Origin of the sequence: Nocardioides humi (genome assembly GCF_006494775.1) — a bacterium.
Lineage (GTDB): Bacteria > Actinomycetota > Actinomycetes > Propionibacteriales > Nocardioidaceae > Nocardioides > Nocardioides humi.
This window is the reverse complement of the sequence record NZ_CP041146.1, coordinates 5,742,030-5,758,770: the sequence shown is the minus strand read 5'-3', so window position 1 is coordinate 5,758,770 and position 16,741 is coordinate 5,742,030. Positions and strand designations below refer to the sequence as shown.

The following is a 16,741-nucleotide window of genomic DNA, read 5'->3' as shown; positions in this document are numbered from 1 at the left end:
GGGTGCCCGGCGGTGTCGGTGGCGGCTGGCAGGGTCGGGCGCGTGATCGAACCCGTGATGTTCCTGAGTGGCTCGGGCCTGCCGGCATGGATCTGGGACGACGTGCGCGCCGGTCTCGGCGAGTCCGTCGTGGCGCCTCGTCCGGACTCGTCCGACGCCGGACCGGAGGAGTACGCCGCCGCGGCGCTCGCCGCCGTGGACTGGCCGCGGTTCACGGTGGTCGCCCACTCCGTGGGCGGCGTCGTGGCCCAGGCGATGCTCGCCGCCGCACCCGACCGGGTCGCGGGCGTGCTCGGCGTGGCCGCCGTGTGGCCGCGGCCGGGACGCTCGTTCGCGGGCGCCCTGCCGGTGCCCCAGCGGTGGGTGCTGCCGCTGATCCTGCGGATCGCGGGGACCAGGCCGCCGGAGAAGCAGCTCCGCGCCGGGCTCGGCGTGGGGCTGCCGGCGGAGACGGTGGACCGGCTGGTCGCCGACTTCACGCCCGAGGCGCGCCGGCTCTTCGTGACGGCGGCACCCTCCGTCTCCGCGTCGGCCCCCGCGTCGGCGCGGGCGGGCTACGTGTTCGCCACCGAGGACCCCGACATGCCCACGGCGCTCCAGCGCGGCTATGCCACGGCGCTCGGCGGCGACTTCAGCCGGGAGCTGGCGACCGGCCACCTGCCGATGCTCGCCGATCCCGCGGGCCTGTCCGCCGCGGTCGCCGACTTCACACGTGCGGCATGACCTCGGCCGCGACCAGGCGCAGGTGGTCGAGGTCGGCCAGGTCGAGGACCTGCAGGTAGATCCGCTCGGCCCCCAGCTCGCCGTACCGCCGGATCTTGTCGACCACCTCGGCCGGCGTGCCGGCCAGTCCGTTCTCCCGCAGCTCGTCGACCTCGCGGCCGATGGCGGCGGCGCGCCGGGCGAGCTCGGCCTCGTCGGCGCCGGCGCAGAGGACGAGGGCGTTGGACCAGGTGATCGCGTCCGGGTCCCGCCCGATCTCCTCGGCCGCCCGCCGGACCCGGCCGAACTGGAGCGCGGTGAACTCCTCGTCGACGAAGGGCAGGTTGAACTCGTCGGCGTACGCCGCCGCGAGGGCCGGCGTGCGCCGGGCGCCCTTGCCGCCGATCAGGATCGGCACGCCGCCGCGGTGGCCGCCGGCCTGGACCGGCTTCGGCAGTGCCGGGCTGTCGGCGAGCCGGTAGTGGGCGCCGTCGAACGCGTAGCGCTCCCCGACCGGCGTGGTCCACAGGCCGGTGATCAGCTCCAGCTGCTCGGCGTACCTCTCGAAGCGCTCGGCGGTGTCGGGGAACGGGATGCCGTAGGCGGTGTGCTCCTGGGTGAACCAGCCGGCACCGAGGCCGAGCTCGACCCGCCCGCCGCTCATCTGGTCGACCTGCGCGACCTGGATGGCGAGCACGCCGGGGTACCGGAAGGTCGCGCTGGTCATCAGCGTGCCGAGCCGGATCGTGGTCGTGTCGCGGGCCAGGCCGGCGAGGGTCGTCCACGCGTCGGTCGAGCCGGGCAGGCCGTCGCCGCTCATGTGGAGGTAGTGGTCGCTGCGGAAGAAGGCACCGAAGCCCAGCCGCTCGGCCTCGAGGGCGACGGCCAGCAGGTCGTCGTACGTCGCGCCCTGCTGGGGTTCGGTGAAGACACGGAGCTCCATGGCCCCTACCCTGCCAGCCGCCCGGTCAGGACCCGCCGCAGGCGAAGGCCCGCTCCCACCACACGATGGTGAACCCGTCGCGGGGCTCGCGGCGCACCTCGCGCCACCGCTTGGGGCTGATCTCCGGGTAGTGGGTGTCGCCCTCCGGCGCGAGCGGGATCTCCGAGACGACCTGCTCGTCGGCGTACGGCAGCGCGGCGGCGTAGACGGCCGCTCCCCCGCCGATCATCACCTGCCGGTCGTCCGGCTGTCCGTCGAGCAGCCGGTCGGCGAGGGCGAGCGCGTCGGTGATGGAGTGGGCGATCTCGACCCCGTCGGCGGTGTACGACGGGTCGCGGGTGAGCACGATCGTGGTCCGGCCGGGCAGCGGGCGGCCGATGCCCTCGTGAGTCGTGCGGCCCAGGACCAGGACATGGCCCATGGTGGTGGCCTTGAAGTGCGCGAAGTCCTCGGGGAGCTTCCACGGGATGTTCGCGTCGGCGCCGATCACGCCGTTCTCGGCGACGGCGGCCACCAGGGTGACCCGCCGGCCTGCGGGAGTCGTCATACGGCGATCGGGGCCTTGATGACGGGGTGCGGGTCGTAGCCCTCGACCGTGACGTCCTCGAGCTCGAAGGCGTCGATCTCGGTCACCGCGGGGTTCAGCAGCAGCTTCGGCAGCGGCCGCGGCTCGCGGGTGAGCTGGAGGCGGGCCTGCTCGAGGTGGTTGGAGTAGAGGTGGGCGTCGCCGAGCGTGTGCACGAACTCCCCGACGCGGAGGCCGGTGACCTGGGCGACCATGTGGGTGAGCAGGGCGTAGGACGCGATATTGAACGGCACGCCGAGGAAGACGTCGGCCGAGCGCTGGTAGAGCTGGCAGCTGAGCCGCCCGTCGGCGACGTAGAACTGGAACAGGCTGTGGCACGGCGGCAGTGCCATCTCGTCGACCTGGCTGGGATTCCAGGCGGAGACGATGTGGCGCCGGCTGTCGGGGTTGGCACGGATCTGGGCGATCACCTGGGCGAGCTGGTCGATGTGCCCGCCGTCGGGGGTGGGCCAGGAGCGCCACTGGGCGCCGTAGACGGGGCCGAGGTCGCCGTTCTCGTCGGCCCACTCGTCCCAGATGGTGATGCCGCGCTCCTGCAGCCAGCGCACGTTGGTGTCGCCGCGCAGGAACCACAGCAGCTCGCCGAAGACCGAGCGGGTGTGGATCTTCTTGGTCGTCACCAGCGGGAAGCCCGCGGTGAGGTCGAAGCGCATCTGGTGCCCGAACACGCTCAGCGTGCCGGTGCCGGTGCGGTCGCCCTTCTCGGCGCCCTCGTCGAGGATGCGTTGGACGAGATCGAGGTACGCGCGCACGACCTCAGGCTAGTCGGCGGACGGTGGTCCGAGGGTGACCGTCCCGTGAATGGTCGTGCACGTGTCTCCGCCGACCCAGATCGTGCCGTCCGCGGCGGTCTCGACGTGGACCCGGCCGCGCCGGCCGAGCACGGTCCCCTGCGCGGCGACGTACGACGCCGGCAGCACGTCGCCCGCCAGCCACTGCGCGAGCGAGGCGTTGAGCGAGCCGGTGACCGGGTCCTCGGTGATCCCGGCGGCGTGCGGGCAGAACGCGCGCACCTCGACCGCGCACTCCGAGCCCTCCGGGTGGGGGCCGATCACGCCGACGTCGACCGGCAGGTCGGCGTACGACGGGGCGAGGGCGAGCACCTCGGCGGCCGAGCCGAGCCGGACGCCCACCCAGCCCGGGCCGTTGTCAGCCCAGGCCATGCCGAGCACGGCCGCGCGATCGAGGCCGAGCGCGGCGACGATCCGGTCGGCCAGCGCGTCGTCGACCGGTCCGGAGCGCAGCAGGTCCGGCGCGGCGAACGCCAGCCGCCCGCCGGCGCGCCGCAGCTCGACCAGGCCGATGCCGCACTGCTGGACCACGCGCTCGCCGGCGGGCGCGCCCCCGGCCTCGAGCCACGCGTGGGCCGAGCCGAGGGTGGGGTGCCCGGCGAACGGCAGCTCGGTCGACGGAGTGAAGATCCGCAGCCGGTAGTCCGCGGCGGGGTCGGTCGGCGCGAGCAGGAAGGTGGTCTCGCTCAGGTTGGTCCAGCGCGCGATGCGCTGCATCTCGTCGTCGCTCATCGCGTCGGCGTCGTGGACGACGGCGACCGGGTTGCCGAGCAGCGGCTCGTCCGTGAAGACGTCGACCTGGCGGAAGTCTCGCGACGTCATGCCGACACGCAGCACGGCGTCATGCGCTGAGGGACATCGGGCCGTATACCTCGCGGTCGACCTCGAACAGGGTCACCTGCGCGACCCCGAGGTCGGCGAGCTCGGACCAGATCTCGCCGATCCACGACTCGGCGTCCCCCTGGCTCGGGAACGCCTGGTCGGCGTACTCCTCCGCGTCGGGGCCGGACAGCGCGACCTCGGCGCCGGACGCGTCCTCGAGGCGCCAGTGCCAGGGGTTGTCGGCCGGGGCGGAGGGGCGGTACGGCGCGGGCTGCTCGGGCAACGTCATGGCTATGACTCTCGCACGGACGGCTGCACGAACGGCGGCTTGGTGATCTGGAAGACCTCGGGCCGGCCGCGGACGTCGACCATCACCTCGGCCCCGTCGTCGACCACGGTCGAGACCAGTGCCAGGCCGATCCCCTTGCGCATGGTCGGCGAGAAGGTGCCGGAGGTGACCTCGCCGAGGGGGACGTCGCGCAGCAGCCGCACGCTCATGTGGGGACGCGGGATCGCCCGGCCGGTGGAGACGATCCCCACCAGCTTGCGGCGCGGTCCCGCCTCGCGCTCGGCGAGCAGCCGCTCGCGGCCCCAGAACGCGGGCTTCTTCCAGCCGACCGCCCAGCCGAGGCGGGCCTCGTTGGGGGTGATGTCCGGGGAGATGTCCTGGCCGTGGAGCGGGTAGCCCATCTCGGTGCGCAGCGTGTCGCGGGCGCCGAGGCCGGCCGGCACCAGGCCGTACGGCTCGCCCGCCGCCATCAGCGCGTCCCACAGCGCGGGCGCGACCTCGGAGGGCGCGATCAGCTCGTAGCCGCGCTCGCCGGTGTAGCCCGTGCGGCAGACCACGACCTGCGCACCCTCGAAGGGCGCCTCCACGAAGGTGAGGTAGTCGTGGCCGACCGGCAGGCCGATGCCGGCCACGACCTCGTCCGACCTCGTGCCCTGGACCGCCAGGACGACGTAGTCGCGGTGGTGGTCGAGCACCTCGACGCCGTCCGGGGCGGCCGCCGCCAGGCGGCGGCGTACCTCGTCGTTGTTGCTGGCGTTGGGCACGACGAGCACGTGGTCGTCGTCGCGGTAGTAGGTGAAGACGTCGTCGACGATCCCGCCGGTCGCGTCGTCGACGACGAGGCTGTACTGCGCCCTGCCGGGCCCGATCCGGTGCAGGTCGTTGGTGAGCGTGGCGTTGAGGAACTCCACCGCGCCCGGGCCGCGCACGACGAGCTTGCCGAGGTGGCTGACGTCGAAGATGCCGACGCCGTCGCGGACCGCGGCGTGCTCCCTGACGACGCCGGTCGGGTACTCCAGCGGCATCAGCCAGCCGCCGAACTCGGAGAACTTGGCGCCCAGCGCCTCGTGCCGGTCGTGCAGGGGTGAGTGGAGGGGGGTCGGGTCCGCCATGATCCGGAATCTATTGCATAGCGCGGCCGATATCCTGCGGGGCGTGACGACCTTCGCCCTCCGTACGGCCAGCCCCGCCAAGACCCGCGCCGAGGCGGTCGTCGTGGGGGTGCTGCCCGACGGGGTGCTGGCGCCGGGCGCGGAGGACGTCGCGGCGGCGTACGGCCGCAAGCTCAAGGGCCTGCTCGCCACCGTCGGCGCCAAGGGCGCGCCCGGCGAGGTCGCGAAGGTGCCGACCGGCGGGACCATCGCCTCCCCCCTGCTCGTGCTCGTCGGGCTGGGCGCGGACCCCGATGCCGCGGCGGTACGACGCGCCGCCGGCAACGCCGCGCGCGCGGTCACCAACGCCGCGTCGGTCGCGCTGGCCCTGCCGGCCGACGGCCCGGAGCTGGTCCGGGCCGTGGTGGAGGGCTACCGGCTCGGCGGCTACGCCTTCACCTCCTACAAGAGCAAGCCCGCGACGCCGACCACGCCGGCCGAGGTCGTGGTGCTCACGCCGGTCGCGCGCCGGGCCGAGGTGGCCGCGGCGGTCGAGTCCGCGCAGGTCGTGGTCGACGCCGTCGTCGCCACCCGGGACTGGGTGAACACGCCGCCGGCCGACCTGACCCCGCCGGCGTTCGCCGACGCCATCGCCGCGGCCGTCAAGGACGTCAACAAGGGGCTGCCGAAGGGCGGCGCCAAGGTGAAGGTGGACGTGCTCGACGAGACCCGCCTGGCCGAGCTGGGCTGCGGCGGACTCCTCGGCGTGGGCGCCGGCTCGGCCGCGCCCCCGCGCCTGGTCGAGCTCACCTACGCCCCCGCCGACGCGGTCGCCCACGTCGCGCTCGTCGGCAAGGGCATCACCTTCGACTCCGGCGGGCTGTGGATCAAGCCGGCGGCGAGCATGGCCACGATGAAGGAGGACATGGCCGGCGCCGCCGCCGTCGTCCAGGCCACCCTCGCCGCCGCCCGGCTCGGCCTCCCGGTGCGGATCTCCGCCTTCGCCGCCCTCGCCGAGAACATGATCGGCGACGCCGCCATGCGCCCCGGCGACGTGCTGACGACGTACGACGGCACGACCGTCGAGGTCAGCAACACCGACGCCGAGGGCCGGCTGGTGCTGGCCGACGCGCTGGGCCGTGCCGTGGAGGCCGAGCCCGACACGATCGTGGACATCGCCACCCTGACCGGTCACATGGTGCTGGCGCTGGGCGACCGGCTGGCCGGCGTGATGGGCGACGACGACGTGGTCGCCCAGGTGATCGCGGCCGGCGCCGCGGCCGGCGAGGACGCGTGGCCGATGCCGATCCCGGAGTACATGGACGACCGGATCCACAGCTCCGCCATCGCCGACCTCGCCCAGTACGACGGCATCCGCTGGGGCGGCGGGCTGTTCGCCGCGGCGTTCCTCCGCGCGTTCACCGGCGCCCTGCCGTGGGCGCACCTCGACATCGCCGGGCCGACCTTCAACAAGGGCGGTCCGAACGGGCACCTCACGGCCGGCGCGACCGGCTACGGCGTGGCGACGCTCATCGAGTACGTCAGGGCTCGCGGCGACGCCTGACGGCGTCGCGAGCGTCGCGAGACGCGCGCGATGGCCAGGCGCCGGAGCGACGGCAGGCTGGGTTGCCTGTCGAGCTTCGGCAACGCCGCCAGCGTGCGCGTATCGCGGCGCGCAGCAGGCGTCAGGCGTCGCCGCGAGTCCTATTGCTCGCGGCGCTGCTGGTCCCGCTGCTTCTGCGCCTGCCTGACCCGGGAGTTGTAGTCGCGCATCCGCTGCGGGACGCCGACCACCGCCGCGTCGTACGACGGGACCTGGTGGCGGTTGCAGAAGTCGTGGGCCCAGTTGATGGACGGCACCCGGCGGCGGGTCCACTCGCCGTCGTGGGCGACCAGCAGCAGGGTGATCTCGCTGACGGCGGTGCGCGGCTCGACGAAGCCTTCGACGCCGCGGCGCTCCTGCACCCAGTTGTGGAGGTGCTCCTCGTCCGCCCGGTCGGCCGCGCGGACACGCGTCGACCCCGTGCGCGCAGCGTCCCTCGCGGGGTTACTCATGCGTACCTTCGAGCGCCCGCGGAACCGGTCGAACAAGCCCATGATCCCAGTGTGCCCGAACCGTGGGTGGCCCGTTGCCGGTTGCGTTGCCGATGGTGCAAGGATGAGACCCATGGCGACCGAAGTCACTCTCCCCGCGCTCGGTGAGTCCGTCACCGAAGGCACCGTCACTCGCTGGCTCAAGCAGGTCGGCGACCAGATCGCGATCGACGAGCCCCTGCTCGAGGTCAGCACCGACAAGGTGGACACGGAGATCCCGTCTCCCGTCGCCGGCACGCTGGTCGAGATCCGCGCGAACGAGGACGACACGGTCGAGGTCGGCGCCGTCCTGGCGGTCGTCGGCGAGGCCGGCGAGGCGCCGGCCGAGTCCCCCGCTCCCGCTGCCGAGACTCCCGCCGAGCCGGCCGAGGCCGCCGCCCCCGCCGCCCCCGCCGAGCCCGAGCAGCCGGCTCAGCCCGCCGCGGAGGCTCCCCCGACCCCCGCCGCCCCGGAGACCCCGTCGGCCCCCGAGGCTCCCGCACCCGCGGCCTCGGGCGGAGCCGAGGGCACCGCGGTCACCCTGCCTGCCCTGGGCGAGTCGGTCACCGAGGGCACCGTCACCCGCTGGCTCAAGCAGGTCGGTGACGCCGTCGCCGTCGACGAGCCGCTGCTCGAGGTCTCCACCGACAAGGTCGACACCGAGATCCCGTCGCCGGTCGCCGGCACGCTGCTCGAGATCAAGGCCGCCGAGGACGAGACCGTCGAGGTCGGCGCCGAGCTCGCCATCATCGGCTCCGGTACGCCGGCCGCCGCTCCCGCTCCCGCTCCCGCTCCCGAGGCCGCCCCGGCGCCCGCCGAGTCCGCCGCGCCGGCGCCCGAGGCCGCGCCCGAGCCCGCGGCCGCACCGGCACCCGCACCGGAGGCGCCCGCCGCGGCGCCGGCTCCCACCCCGGCTCCGGCCGCTCCCGCTGCGCCCGCTCCGGCTCCCCCCGCGCCCGCGGGCCCGGCAGCCCCTGCCGCGGAGGCGACCGACGGTTCGGGCTACGTCACCCCGCTGGTCCGCAAGCTCGCCGCCCAGCACGGCGTCGACCTCGCCCAGGTCACCGGCTCGGGTGTCGGCGGCCGGATCCGCAAGCAGGACGTCCTCGACGCCGCCGCGCCGAAGGCCGCGCCCGCCGCGGCCGCTCCTGCCGCCGCCCCGGCCGCGGCCGCCGCACCGGTCGCGCCGTCGCCGCTGCGCGGCCAGACCGTCAAGGTCAGCCGGCTGCGCAAGATCATCGCCGAGCGGATGGTGGAGTCGCTGCACGTCTCCGCCCAGCTCACCCAGGTGGTCGAGGTCGACGTCACCAATATCGCCCGACTGCGCGAGAGCGTGAAGGCGGAGTTCCAGGCACGCGAGGGCGTCAAGCTGACGTACCTGCCGTTCTTCACCAAGGCGGCGATCGACACCCTCAAGCAGCACCCGGCGCTCAACGCGAACCTCGACCTCGAGAAGGGCGAGATCACCTACTACGACCGCGAGAACGTCGCGTTCGCCGTCGACACCGAGAAGGGCCTGCTGACCCCGGTCGTCAAGGACGCCGGCGACCTGTCGATCTCCGGCCTGGCCAAGAAGATCGCCGACGTCGCGGAGCGGACCCGGACCAACAAGATCGGTCCGGACGAGCTCTCCGGCGGCACCTTCACGATCACCAACCTCGGCAGCTTCGGCGCCCTGTGGGACACCCCGATCATCAACCAGCCGCAGGTCGCCATCCTCGGCCCCGGCGCGGTGGTCAAGCGTCCCGTGGTCATCGACGACGAGGACCTCGGCGAGACCATCGCGGTGCGCCACATGGTCTACTTCGCGCTGACCTACGACCACCGCGTGGTCGACGGCGCCGACGCCGGCCGGTTCCTGCGGGACCTGAAGAAGCGCCTCGAGGCCGGTCAGTTCGAGGTCTGAGGCACGCCTCCATGCACGTCGTGGTCGCCGGAGCCTCCGGTTTCCTCGGTCAGCGTCTCGTCCGCGAGCTGCTCGACCGGGGTCACCGGGCGACCCGGCTGGTCCGGCGCGACCCGGGGCCGGACGAGTCCCGCTGGGACCCGCAGGGCGGGACCGTCGACAGCGACCTCGTCCACTCCGCCGACGTCGTGGTCAACCTCGGCGGCGCACCGCTGATCGGCAACCCCCACTCCAAGAGGTGGGCCCGTGACGTGCTGACCAGCCGGGTCGCCACCACCGACCTGCTAGCCACCACGATCGCCGCCGCGCCCACGCCGCCGGCGCTGGTGAACGCCTCCGGCATCAGCTGGTACGGCGACCACGGCCCCGCCGAGCTCACCGAGGCCTCCGACACCCGCGGTCACGCCCTGCTCACCCGGGTGTGCCGGGAGTGGGAGGCCGCGACCCGGCCGGCCGCGGAGGCCGGCGCCCGGGTGGTGCTGCTCCGCACCGCCCCGGTCCAGGACCGCCGCAACCCGCCGCTGCAGCAGCAGCGACTGCAGTTCCTCGCCGGCCTCGGCGGCCGGCTGGGCAACGGCCGGCAGCACTATCCGGTGATCTCGCTGCGCGACTGGGTCGGCGCGGCCTCCTTCCTCGTCGAGCACCCGAGCGCCGCGGGCCCGGCCAACCTGTGCGCGCCGAGCACCCCGACCAACGCCGAGTTCACCCGGGCCCTCGCCCGTCTCGTACGACGGCCGGCGGTCCTCGCCGTACCGTCGCCCGCGATCCGGCTGGCTGCCGGGCCGATGGCCGACGAGGTGCTGGGCTCGCTCAACCTCCGCCCGGCCACCCTGCTCGACCTCGGCTACGGCTTCGCGGACCCCGACGTCGACGCGGTGCTGGCGACCGGGCTGGGCCGCTCGACCTCCTGAGCCGCGGCGAGCAGCCATCGGCCGCCGGCCCGGTCCGGGTGCCGCACGAACACCAGGCGCCGCGTCGTCGGCCCGTCCCGGGGCAGGGCCGTGTGCTCCCCTGTCGCGGACCGGACCGCCACCCCCGCGGCCAGCCGGTCGGTGACCACCAGCACGATGCGGCGGTCGGTGCGCTTGCGCAGCTCCACCGCGAGCACCTGCATCGCCATCCCCTCCACCCGGAGACCCCGTCGCAGCCAGGCCCGCAGCATCGCGACGTCCCGGTCCCCCGCGGCCGAGCCGGCGACGTACAGCCGGCGCAGGGCCGCGGTGTCGCCGTCCGCCCAGGCCCGCGAGCGGGACCGGTCCCAGTCGCGGAGCACGGCCAGCGAGCCCACGGCCCGGGCCACGTCGACCCGCCCGGCGGCGGGTGCGAGAACGGCGGCGGGGCCGGCGGGCGTCGTACCGGAGGGCGGGGCGGGGCCGTGGCGCAGCAGGACGCCGGCGACCACCGCGGCGACCGTGACGACGACCGCGGCGGTCCCGGCGACGACGGCACGAGCACCCGAGATCTGCATGGGATGAATCCTGTCCCGCACCTCCGACAGGCGCATCCGGTCATCCACAGGCCCCGGAGTACCGTGGCTCCTGTGACGCTGACCTTCCGCGAGGACGGACTCGGGCCCGACTTCATCGACTACGTCACGGCGTGGGACCTGCAGCGCGAGCTGCACGCGCAGGTCGTCGCCGGCGAGCTGACCGACACCGTGCTCCTCCTCGAGCACCCGCCGGTGTTCACCGCGAGCCGCCGTACCGAGGCCCATGAGCGGCCCGCCGACCCCGGCGGCGCACCGGTCATCGAGGTCGACCGCGGCGGGAAGATCACCTTCCACGGCCCCGGGCAGCTCGTGGGCTACCCGATCGTCCGGCTGCCCGATCACGTCAAGGTCGTCGACTACGTCCGGCGGCTCGAGGAGGCGATCATCGCGGTGTGCGCCGAGTTCGGCGTCACCACCGCGCGGATCCCCGGCCGTACCGGTGTCTGGCTCAAGGCCGACGAGAGGGGCGGCGAGCGCAAGATCGCCGCCATCGGCATCCGGGTCCGCAAGGGCGTCGCGATGCACGGCTTCGCGCTCAACTGCGACGTCGACCTGAGCTGGTACGACCGGTTCGTCCCGTGCGGCATCGCCGACGCGGGCGTGACCTCCCTCAGCGCCGAGCTCGGCCGGGACGTCCCGGTGAGCGAGGTGCTGGACGCCGTACGACGACACCTGGGCGAGCTGCTCGCCTGGAGGCCCTACGTGCCCACGCCCGACTACGAGCCGCGGCCGGACCCGGCGAAAGCCTCGGTCGCGGTCGGCGTGCCGGTGCTGAGCTACCCGGCGCGCTGAGGCTACTCGCGGGTCGCTCCGCGATGCGGACGACCATCGGCCCGGGAGTAGGCTGGTTGACGTGACTGCAGCACCCGAGGGGCGCAAGCTCCTGCGTCTGGAGGTCCGCAACGCGCAGACCCCGATCGAGCGCAAACCCTCCTGGATCAAGACCCGAGCGAAGATGGGGCCGGAATACACCGCCCTGCAGAAACTGGTGAAGTCCGAAGGACTCCACACCGTGTGCCAAGAAGCCGGCTGTCCCAACATCTTCGAATGCTGGGAAGACCGCGAGGCCACCTTCCTCATCGGCGGCGACCAATGCACCCGACGCTGCGACTTCTGCCAGATCGACACCGGCAAGCCCCAGCCCCTCGACAAGGACGAGCCCCGCCGCGTCGCCGAGTCCGTGGCCGCGATGGAGTTGAAGTACGCCACCATCACCGGCGTCGCCCGCGACGACCTGCCCGACGGCGGCGCCTGGCTCTACGCCGAGACCGTGCGCGCGATCCACGCGTTGAACCCCGACACCGGGGTGGAGAACCTGATCCCCGACTTCAACGGGCGGCCCGACCTGTTGGCCGAGGTCTTCGACTCCCGCCCCGAGGTGCTGGCCCACAACGTGGAGACCGTGCCGCGGATCTTCAAGCGGATCCGCCCGGCGTTCCGCTACGAACGCTCCCTGGACGTGCTCACCCAGGCACGGGCGTTCGGACTGGTCACGAAGTCGAACCTGATCCTGGGCATGGGCGAGACCCGCGAGGAGGTCTCCCAAGCCCTGCAGGACCTGTACGAGGCCGGGTGTGAGCTGGTCACCATCACCCAGTACCTGCGACCCTCGGTGCGCCACCACCCCGTAGAACGGTGGGTCAAGCCCCAGGAGTTCGTCGAGCTCGCCACCGAGGCCGAACAGATCGGGTTCGCCGGAGTGCTGTCCGGACCCCTCGTCCGTTCGTCGTACCGGGCCGGGCGTCTGTATCGTCAGGCGATGGACGCACGCTCGGCGCGCGCCGAAGCGACCGCCTGACGTCCACCCGACGTACCGCCTGAGGAGACCGCAGCACCCCATGTCGAACACGCCGATCGACCCGTCCACGATGAGCCGCCGCCGGCAGATCATCGAGACCTACAAGATGTCGCGGGAGGTCGACCCGGCGATCCGGTGGTGGATGCTCGGCGCGTTCCTCGTCTTCGGCGGGCTCGGCCTGGCTCTGTTCCGCTTCGTGCTGCCGCACAACGACTCCGTCTTCAGCTGGATCCTCGCCGGCATCGCGACCTTCCTCATCGGGCTGCTCGCGGTGATGATCGTCTTCGGCCGGCGTGCCCAGAAGGCGGCCTTCGCCCGCCTCGACGGCCAGCTCGGCGCCGCCGCGCGTGCGCTGTCCATGCTCCGCCGCGGCTGGGTGGTCGAGGAGGTCGTCGGCTTCACCAAGCAGCAGGACATGGTGCACCGCGTGGTCGGCCCGCCGGGCATCGTGCTCGTCGGCGAGGGCAACCCCAGCCGGCTCAAGGCGCTGATGGTCAGCGAGCACAAGAAGCACGAGCGGGTCGCCGGCGACTACCCGGTCCACGACGTCCTCGTCGGCAAGGAGGAGGGGCAGGTCCCGCTGAACAAGCTGGTCCGTCACGTCCAGAAGCTCGGCCGCCAGGTGAAGCCCGCCGAGATCACCGAGATCCGGCAGCGGCTGCGCGCCCTGGACTCCCAGCGGCCGAAGGTCCCGCTCCCCCGGGGCCCGGTCCCCACCTCGATGAAGGGCATGCGCGGCAACCTCCGCGGCCGCTGATCCGGCCTCGCAACACCGTCTCTCCACAGCCCGCCGGCTCCTGGTGGCGTCCTCCGCCCGGATCGGGATAGCGTCCCCCACGCGTCCCCGGTCCGGGCGCAGCACATCTCGGGAGGACCCATGCGCCTGCTCCGCACGCTGGCCGCTCTGGCCGTGCTACTGGCTTTGGCCGCCTGCACCGACGACGAGCCGGGTCCGCGCGACCCGTCGTCGACCTGGAGCCCCAGCGGCACCATGGAGACCCCGTCACCGAGCGCCGGGCAGACGCCCACCGAGCCGGCGTTGCCCGACGCCGCCACGCAGGCCAGCGAGGACGGCGCCCGGGCGTTCATCACGTACTACTGGGACCTGATCAACTACGCCCAGGTCACCGGGGATGTGAAGGCGCTCAAGGCAGCGTCGGGACCGAACTGCGAGGGCTGCAAGGCAGGTATCGACGGCATCCGACAGCTCTACAAGGGTGGCGGCCACGCCGAGGGCGGCGAATACACCGTCACGTTCGACAAGGTCAACCAGCTGAAGGGCGACTCGACCCTCGTCGCGTTCGAAGCGTTGCTGACGGTCGCGAACGCCGAACAGCTCCGTGTGCAGGGCGACGGCTCCGAGCACCGGTCCGCCGAGGGCTCGAGCCAGATGGCCGTCGCTGCTCAGTGGGCCGCGGACTCGTGGCGCATGGAGGTGATGAACCCCCAATGAAGCTCGCCGCCGTTGCCGTTCTCGCCGTCCTGGCGGCCACGGATCCCAAGCCAGCACCCACCACGGATGCCGGCGTTGCCGACAACGGCCTGTGGGTCCAGAGCACCCGGAACGGTGACCGGCCGCCTCGCCACGGCTCAGGAGAGCATGCAGGCGGCACGGACACACAGCCGGCCGCCGGCGGAGCCGCCTGCCAGGGCGCCGATCACGTCACCGGCGAGTTCGTCGACTTCTGCACCGAGGCCGACGTTCCCGTGCTCACCGTCGCCGACATCCAACGTGCCTTCGCCGAGCTCCCCCTCCCCGCCAGCACCCTCATCATCCAACCACCCGACGGCCTCACGCTGGTCAACTTCGCCACGAACTTCTACACCACCAGCACCCACCCCATCACCACCACCGTGACCCTCCTCGACCAACACGTCACCCTCGAAGCAACCCCCGCCACCTACCACTGGAGCTTCGGCGACGGCGAGTCGACCAGCACCCGCAAGCCCGGCGCGCCCTACCCCGACCTCACCATCACCCACCACTACCAACACAAAGGGGCTCTTCGCAGATGAGGGTGTAGGTCGGGTCGGCGCGTCGGTCCTGGGATAGGTGTCGAGGTCTCCCGAGGATGGAGGTTCCTACGCCGCCCATCCAGAAGACCTCGACATGCCTGACGCTACCCCGCCGGCCGGGTTCGGCCACCCCGATCTGACTACCTTCGCCCGGCTCGACGGCCTCGGCCTGGCTGTGATCGGGCAGCGGCTCGAACCTGATCGTGCTGTCCTCGCCTGCCGGGTCGTCGATGACGACCGGTGGTGCCGCGGTTGCGGTGGGGAGGGACTGGCACGCGACACCGTGGTCCGTCGACTCGCGCACGAGCCGCTCGGTTGGCGCCCGACCACCCTCGAAGTCGCGGTCCGTCGCTACCGGTGCCGCGAGTGCGGCCAGGTGTGGCGCCAGGACACCAGCTTGGCGGCCGAGCCGCGGGCGAAGCTGTCGCGTCGGGGGCTGCGGTGGGCGCTGGAAGGGATCGTGGTGCAGCACCTGACCGTCGCACGTGTCGCCGAGGGTCTCGGGGTCGCGTGGAACACCGCGAACGATGCGGTCCTGGCCGAAGGCAGACGGGTGCTGATCAACGACGAGCACCGCCTCGACGGCGTCCGTGTGCTCGGCATCGACGAGCACGTGTGGAGACACACCCGGCCAGGTGATCGCGGCGACAAGTACGTGACCGTGATCATCGATCTCACCCCGGTGCGCGACGGCACCGGCCCGGCACGGCTGTTGGACATGGTCGAGGGCCGCTCGAAGTCGGTGTTCAAGACCTGGCTCGCTGAGCAGACCGAGGCGTTCCGTGCCGGTGTCGAGGTGGTCGCGATGGACGGGTTCACCGGCTTCAAGACCGCCGCCGCGGAGGAGGTCCCTGCCGCGGTCGCGGTGATGGACCCGTTCCACGTGGTCCGTCTGGCCGGTGATGCTCTCGATGAGTGCCGGCGCCGGATCCAGCAAGCGATCCACGGTCACCGCGGTAGGAAGGGCGACCCGCTGTACGCTGCGCGACGGACCCTGTCCACCGGTGCCGACCTGCTCACCGACAAGCAGATCGCCAGGCTCAACGCGCTGTTCGCCGAGGATGCCCATGTCGAGGTCGAGGCGACGTGGGGGATCTACCAGCGGATGATCGCGGCCTACCGGCACGAGGACCCCCGCCGTGGCCGGGACCTGATGGTGAAGCTGATCGAGTCGGTCAGCACCGGTGTGCCGAAGACGCTGGTCGAGGTCACCAGGCTGGGGCGGACGTTGAAGAAGCGCGCCGCTGACGTGCTGGCCTACTTCGACCGGCCCGGCACGTCCAACGGGCCGACCGAGGCACTCAACGGCCGCCTCGAACACCTCCGCGGCTCAGCGCTCGGGTTCCGCAACCTGACCAACTACATCGCCCGATCCCTGCTAGAGACCGGCGGCTTCAGACCCCAACTACACCCTCGATTGCGATGAGCCCACAAAGGCGACTACCAACCAACCCTCGCCACCACCTACACTGGCCGCTACAAGATCGCCAACGGCCCCTGGCACACCATCCCCGGCACCGTCACCATCGACGGCACCACCCAACCCCTCCGCGCCATCGAGGCCCAGCCCAAACTGGTGGGCTACTGAGGTGGCGCTACTCGACCAGGGTGCGCAGGGTGGCGAAGGTGACGGTCGAGGTGCCGGCGACGATGTCGTGGAGTCCGCGGCCGTCGGCGCGGAAGACGAGCGGCGGGATGACGAGCGCGATCATGACCTGCCGGACCAGGACCTTGAGCGGGTTGAGGCGGTGCAGGTGCCCGTCGGCGGGTACGACGCACAGACCGGTCAGCAGCTTGCCCGCCGAGCCGCCGGCCAGCCAGGTCAGCAGGGTCGACTCCACGACGTACACGGGCAGGACCATCAGCGAGGCGTTGGAGCCGGTCTCGGTGTACGCGTCGAGGCCGAACACGACGATGACGACCACGGTGCACAGGGTCCAGTCGAGGAGCAGCGCGACGATGCGGCGTCCCCACGAGGCCGTGGGGACGGGATTCACACGGTCGACACCTGGCACGCGATCAAGGGTAGGCGGGCCTGTCGTTCGGGCGCTCGTCGCCCCTCGTCCGGCATCTTGTTACATTCCGGAAACAAAGCGGTCATGGGTGGGAAACTGCCCAACCGGTAGGTTGCGTTCAGCGGCGCTCCGCACAGGCGCGGACGTCTGCCGCAACCGACCACACCCATCGTCGGGTACTGCCTGAGGGCCCGCTCACAGGGAGCGAGCCGAGGAGGAA

19 protein-coding genes are annotated in these 16,741 nt (G+C 72.6%); 10 read left to right on the top strand and 9 right to left on the bottom strand.

Annotated features, from left to right (window positions below; translation table 11 throughout):
• Nucleotides 1-42 precede the first annotated feature (42 nt).
• Nucleotides 43-723, top strand: a complete 681-nt coding sequence (locus tag FIV44_RS27745; RefSeq protein WP_141007265.1) for an alpha/beta fold hydrolase — start codon at nt 43-45, stop codon at nt 721-723.
• Here FIV44_RS27745 and FIV44_RS27740 read toward each other — a convergent pair.
• From FIV44_RS27740 to gcvT, 6 genes are read right to left on the bottom strand one after another with little or no spacing between them, the layout of a single operon-like run.
• The gene (locus tag FIV44_RS27740) at nt 707-1,645 is read right to left on the bottom strand and encodes an LLM class F420-dependent oxidoreductase (protein WP_141007264.1); all 939 of its coding nucleotides are present in this window, start codon (nt 1,643-1,645) and stop codon (nt 707-709) included. The two genes, FIV44_RS27745 and FIV44_RS27740, sit on opposite strands and share 17 nt — an antisense overlap.
• A gap of 25 nt (nt 1,646-1,670) precedes the next feature.
• Nucleotides 1,671-2,192, bottom strand: a complete 522-nt coding sequence (locus FIV44_RS27735; protein WP_141007263.1) for a dihydrofolate reductase — start codon at nt 2,190-2,192, stop codon at nt 1,671-1,673.
• Entirely contained in the window at nt 2,189-2,983 is a 795-nt protein-coding gene (locus tag FIV44_RS27730; protein WP_141007262.1) for a thymidylate synthase, read from the bottom strand. Before FIV44_RS27730 ends, FIV44_RS27735 begins: the two co-directional genes overlap by 4 nt.
• A gap of 9 nt (nt 2,984-2,992) precedes the next feature.
• A complete protein-coding gene (locus FIV44_RS27725; protein ID WP_141007261.1) occupies nt 2,993-3,844 on the bottom strand; it encodes a PhzF family phenazine biosynthesis protein in 852 nt (283 codons plus the stop codon).
• A 19-nt stretch (nt 3,845-3,863) separates the two neighbouring features.
• Nucleotides 3,864-4,133 (bottom strand): hypothetical protein, encoded by a 270-nt coding sequence (locus FIV44_RS27720; RefSeq protein WP_141007260.1) that lies wholly within the window; start codon nt 4,131-4,133, stop codon nt 3,864-3,866.
• Between the two features lie 2 nt (nt 4,134-4,135).
• Nucleotides 4,136-5,245: a glycine cleavage system aminomethyltransferase GcvT gene (gene gcvT / locus FIV44_RS27715; RefSeq protein WP_141007259.1), complete on the bottom strand. Its 1,110-nt coding sequence runs from the start codon at nt 5,243-5,245 to the stop codon at nt 4,136-4,138.
• 43 nt (nt 5,246-5,288) lie between these two features.
• Between gcvT and FIV44_RS27710 the strand changes: the two genes are divergently transcribed.
• Nucleotides 5,289-6,788 (top strand): leucyl aminopeptidase, encoded by a 1,500-nt coding sequence (locus FIV44_RS27710; RefSeq protein ID WP_246086658.1) that lies wholly within the window; start codon nt 5,289-5,291, stop codon nt 6,786-6,788.
• A gap of 140 nt (nt 6,789-6,928) precedes the next feature.
• Here FIV44_RS27710 and FIV44_RS27705 read toward each other — a convergent pair whose 3' ends face one another.
• On the bottom strand, nt 6,929-7,279 hold the full coding sequence (locus FIV44_RS27705) for a hypothetical protein (protein WP_181410871.1): 351 nt from the start codon (nt 7,277-7,279) through the stop codon (nt 6,929-6,931).
• A gap of 112 nt (nt 7,280-7,391) precedes the next feature.
• On the opposite strand from FIV44_RS27705, the gene sucB reads away from it, so the two are divergent.
• Nucleotides 7,392-9,203: a 2-oxoglutarate dehydrogenase, E2 component, dihydrolipoamide succinyltransferase gene (sucB, locus tag FIV44_RS27700; RefSeq protein ID WP_141007256.1), complete on the top strand. Its 1,812-nt coding sequence runs from the start codon at nt 7,392-7,394 to the stop codon at nt 9,201-9,203.
• Between the two features lie 11 nt (nt 9,204-9,214).
• Entirely contained in the window at nt 9,215-10,114 is a 900-nt protein-coding gene (locus FIV44_RS27695; protein WP_141007255.1) for a TIGR01777 family oxidoreductase, read from the top strand.
• On the opposite strand, the gene FIV44_RS27690 is transcribed toward FIV44_RS27695, so the two are convergent.
• Nucleotides 10,048-10,671, bottom strand: a complete 624-nt coding sequence (locus tag FIV44_RS27690; protein ID WP_141007254.1) for a hypothetical protein — start codon at nt 10,669-10,671, stop codon at nt 10,048-10,050. The genes FIV44_RS27695 and FIV44_RS27690 overlap by 67 nt on opposite strands.
• Nucleotides 10,672-10,743: 72 nt before the next feature.
• Between FIV44_RS27690 and lipB the strand changes: the two genes are divergently transcribed.
• The 6 genes from lipB to FIV44_RS27660 all read left to right on the top strand — a co-directional run bounded on the left by lipB (nt 10,744) and on the right by FIV44_RS27660 (nt 15,932).
• Nucleotides 10,744-11,484: a lipoyl(octanoyl) transferase LipB gene (gene lipB, locus FIV44_RS27685; RefSeq protein ID WP_246086657.1), complete on the top strand. Its 741-nt coding sequence runs from the start codon at nt 10,744-10,746 to the stop codon at nt 11,482-11,484.
• A 61-nt stretch (nt 11,485-11,545) separates the two neighbouring features.
• Complete coding sequence (gene lipA / locus FIV44_RS27680; RefSeq protein ID WP_141007252.1) at nt 11,546-12,490, top strand: lipoyl synthase; 945 nt, start codon at nt 11,546-11,548, stop codon at nt 12,488-12,490.
• A 40-nt stretch (nt 12,491-12,530) separates the two neighbouring features.
• Nucleotides 12,531-13,247: a DUF4191 domain-containing protein gene (locus FIV44_RS27675; RefSeq protein WP_141007251.1), complete on the top strand. Its 717-nt coding sequence runs from the start codon at nt 12,531-12,533 to the stop codon at nt 13,245-13,247.
• A 120-nt stretch (nt 13,248-13,367) separates the two neighbouring features.
• On the top strand, nt 13,368-13,943 hold the full coding sequence (locus FIV44_RS27670) for a DUF6318 family protein (protein ID WP_141007250.1): 576 nt from the start codon (nt 13,368-13,370) through the stop codon (nt 13,941-13,943).
• Entirely contained in the window at nt 13,940-14,506 is a 567-nt protein-coding gene (locus tag FIV44_RS27665; RefSeq protein WP_141007249.1) for a hypothetical protein, read from the top strand. Before FIV44_RS27670 ends, FIV44_RS27665 begins: the two co-directional genes overlap by 4 nt.
• A 94-nt stretch (nt 14,507-14,600) precedes the next feature.
• Entirely contained in the window at nt 14,601-15,932 is a 1,332-nt protein-coding gene (locus FIV44_RS27660) for an ISL3 family transposase (protein ID WP_141002875.1), read from the top strand.
• Nucleotides 15,933-16,101: 169 nt separating this feature from the next.
• Here the strand turns inward: FIV44_RS27660 and FIV44_RS27655 are convergent, their stop codons facing one another.
• Nucleotides 16,102-16,503, bottom strand: a complete 402-nt coding sequence (locus FIV44_RS27655; RefSeq protein WP_246086656.1) for an RDD family protein — start codon at nt 16,501-16,503, stop codon at nt 16,102-16,104.
• Nucleotides 16,504-16,741: the final 238 nt, after the last annotated feature.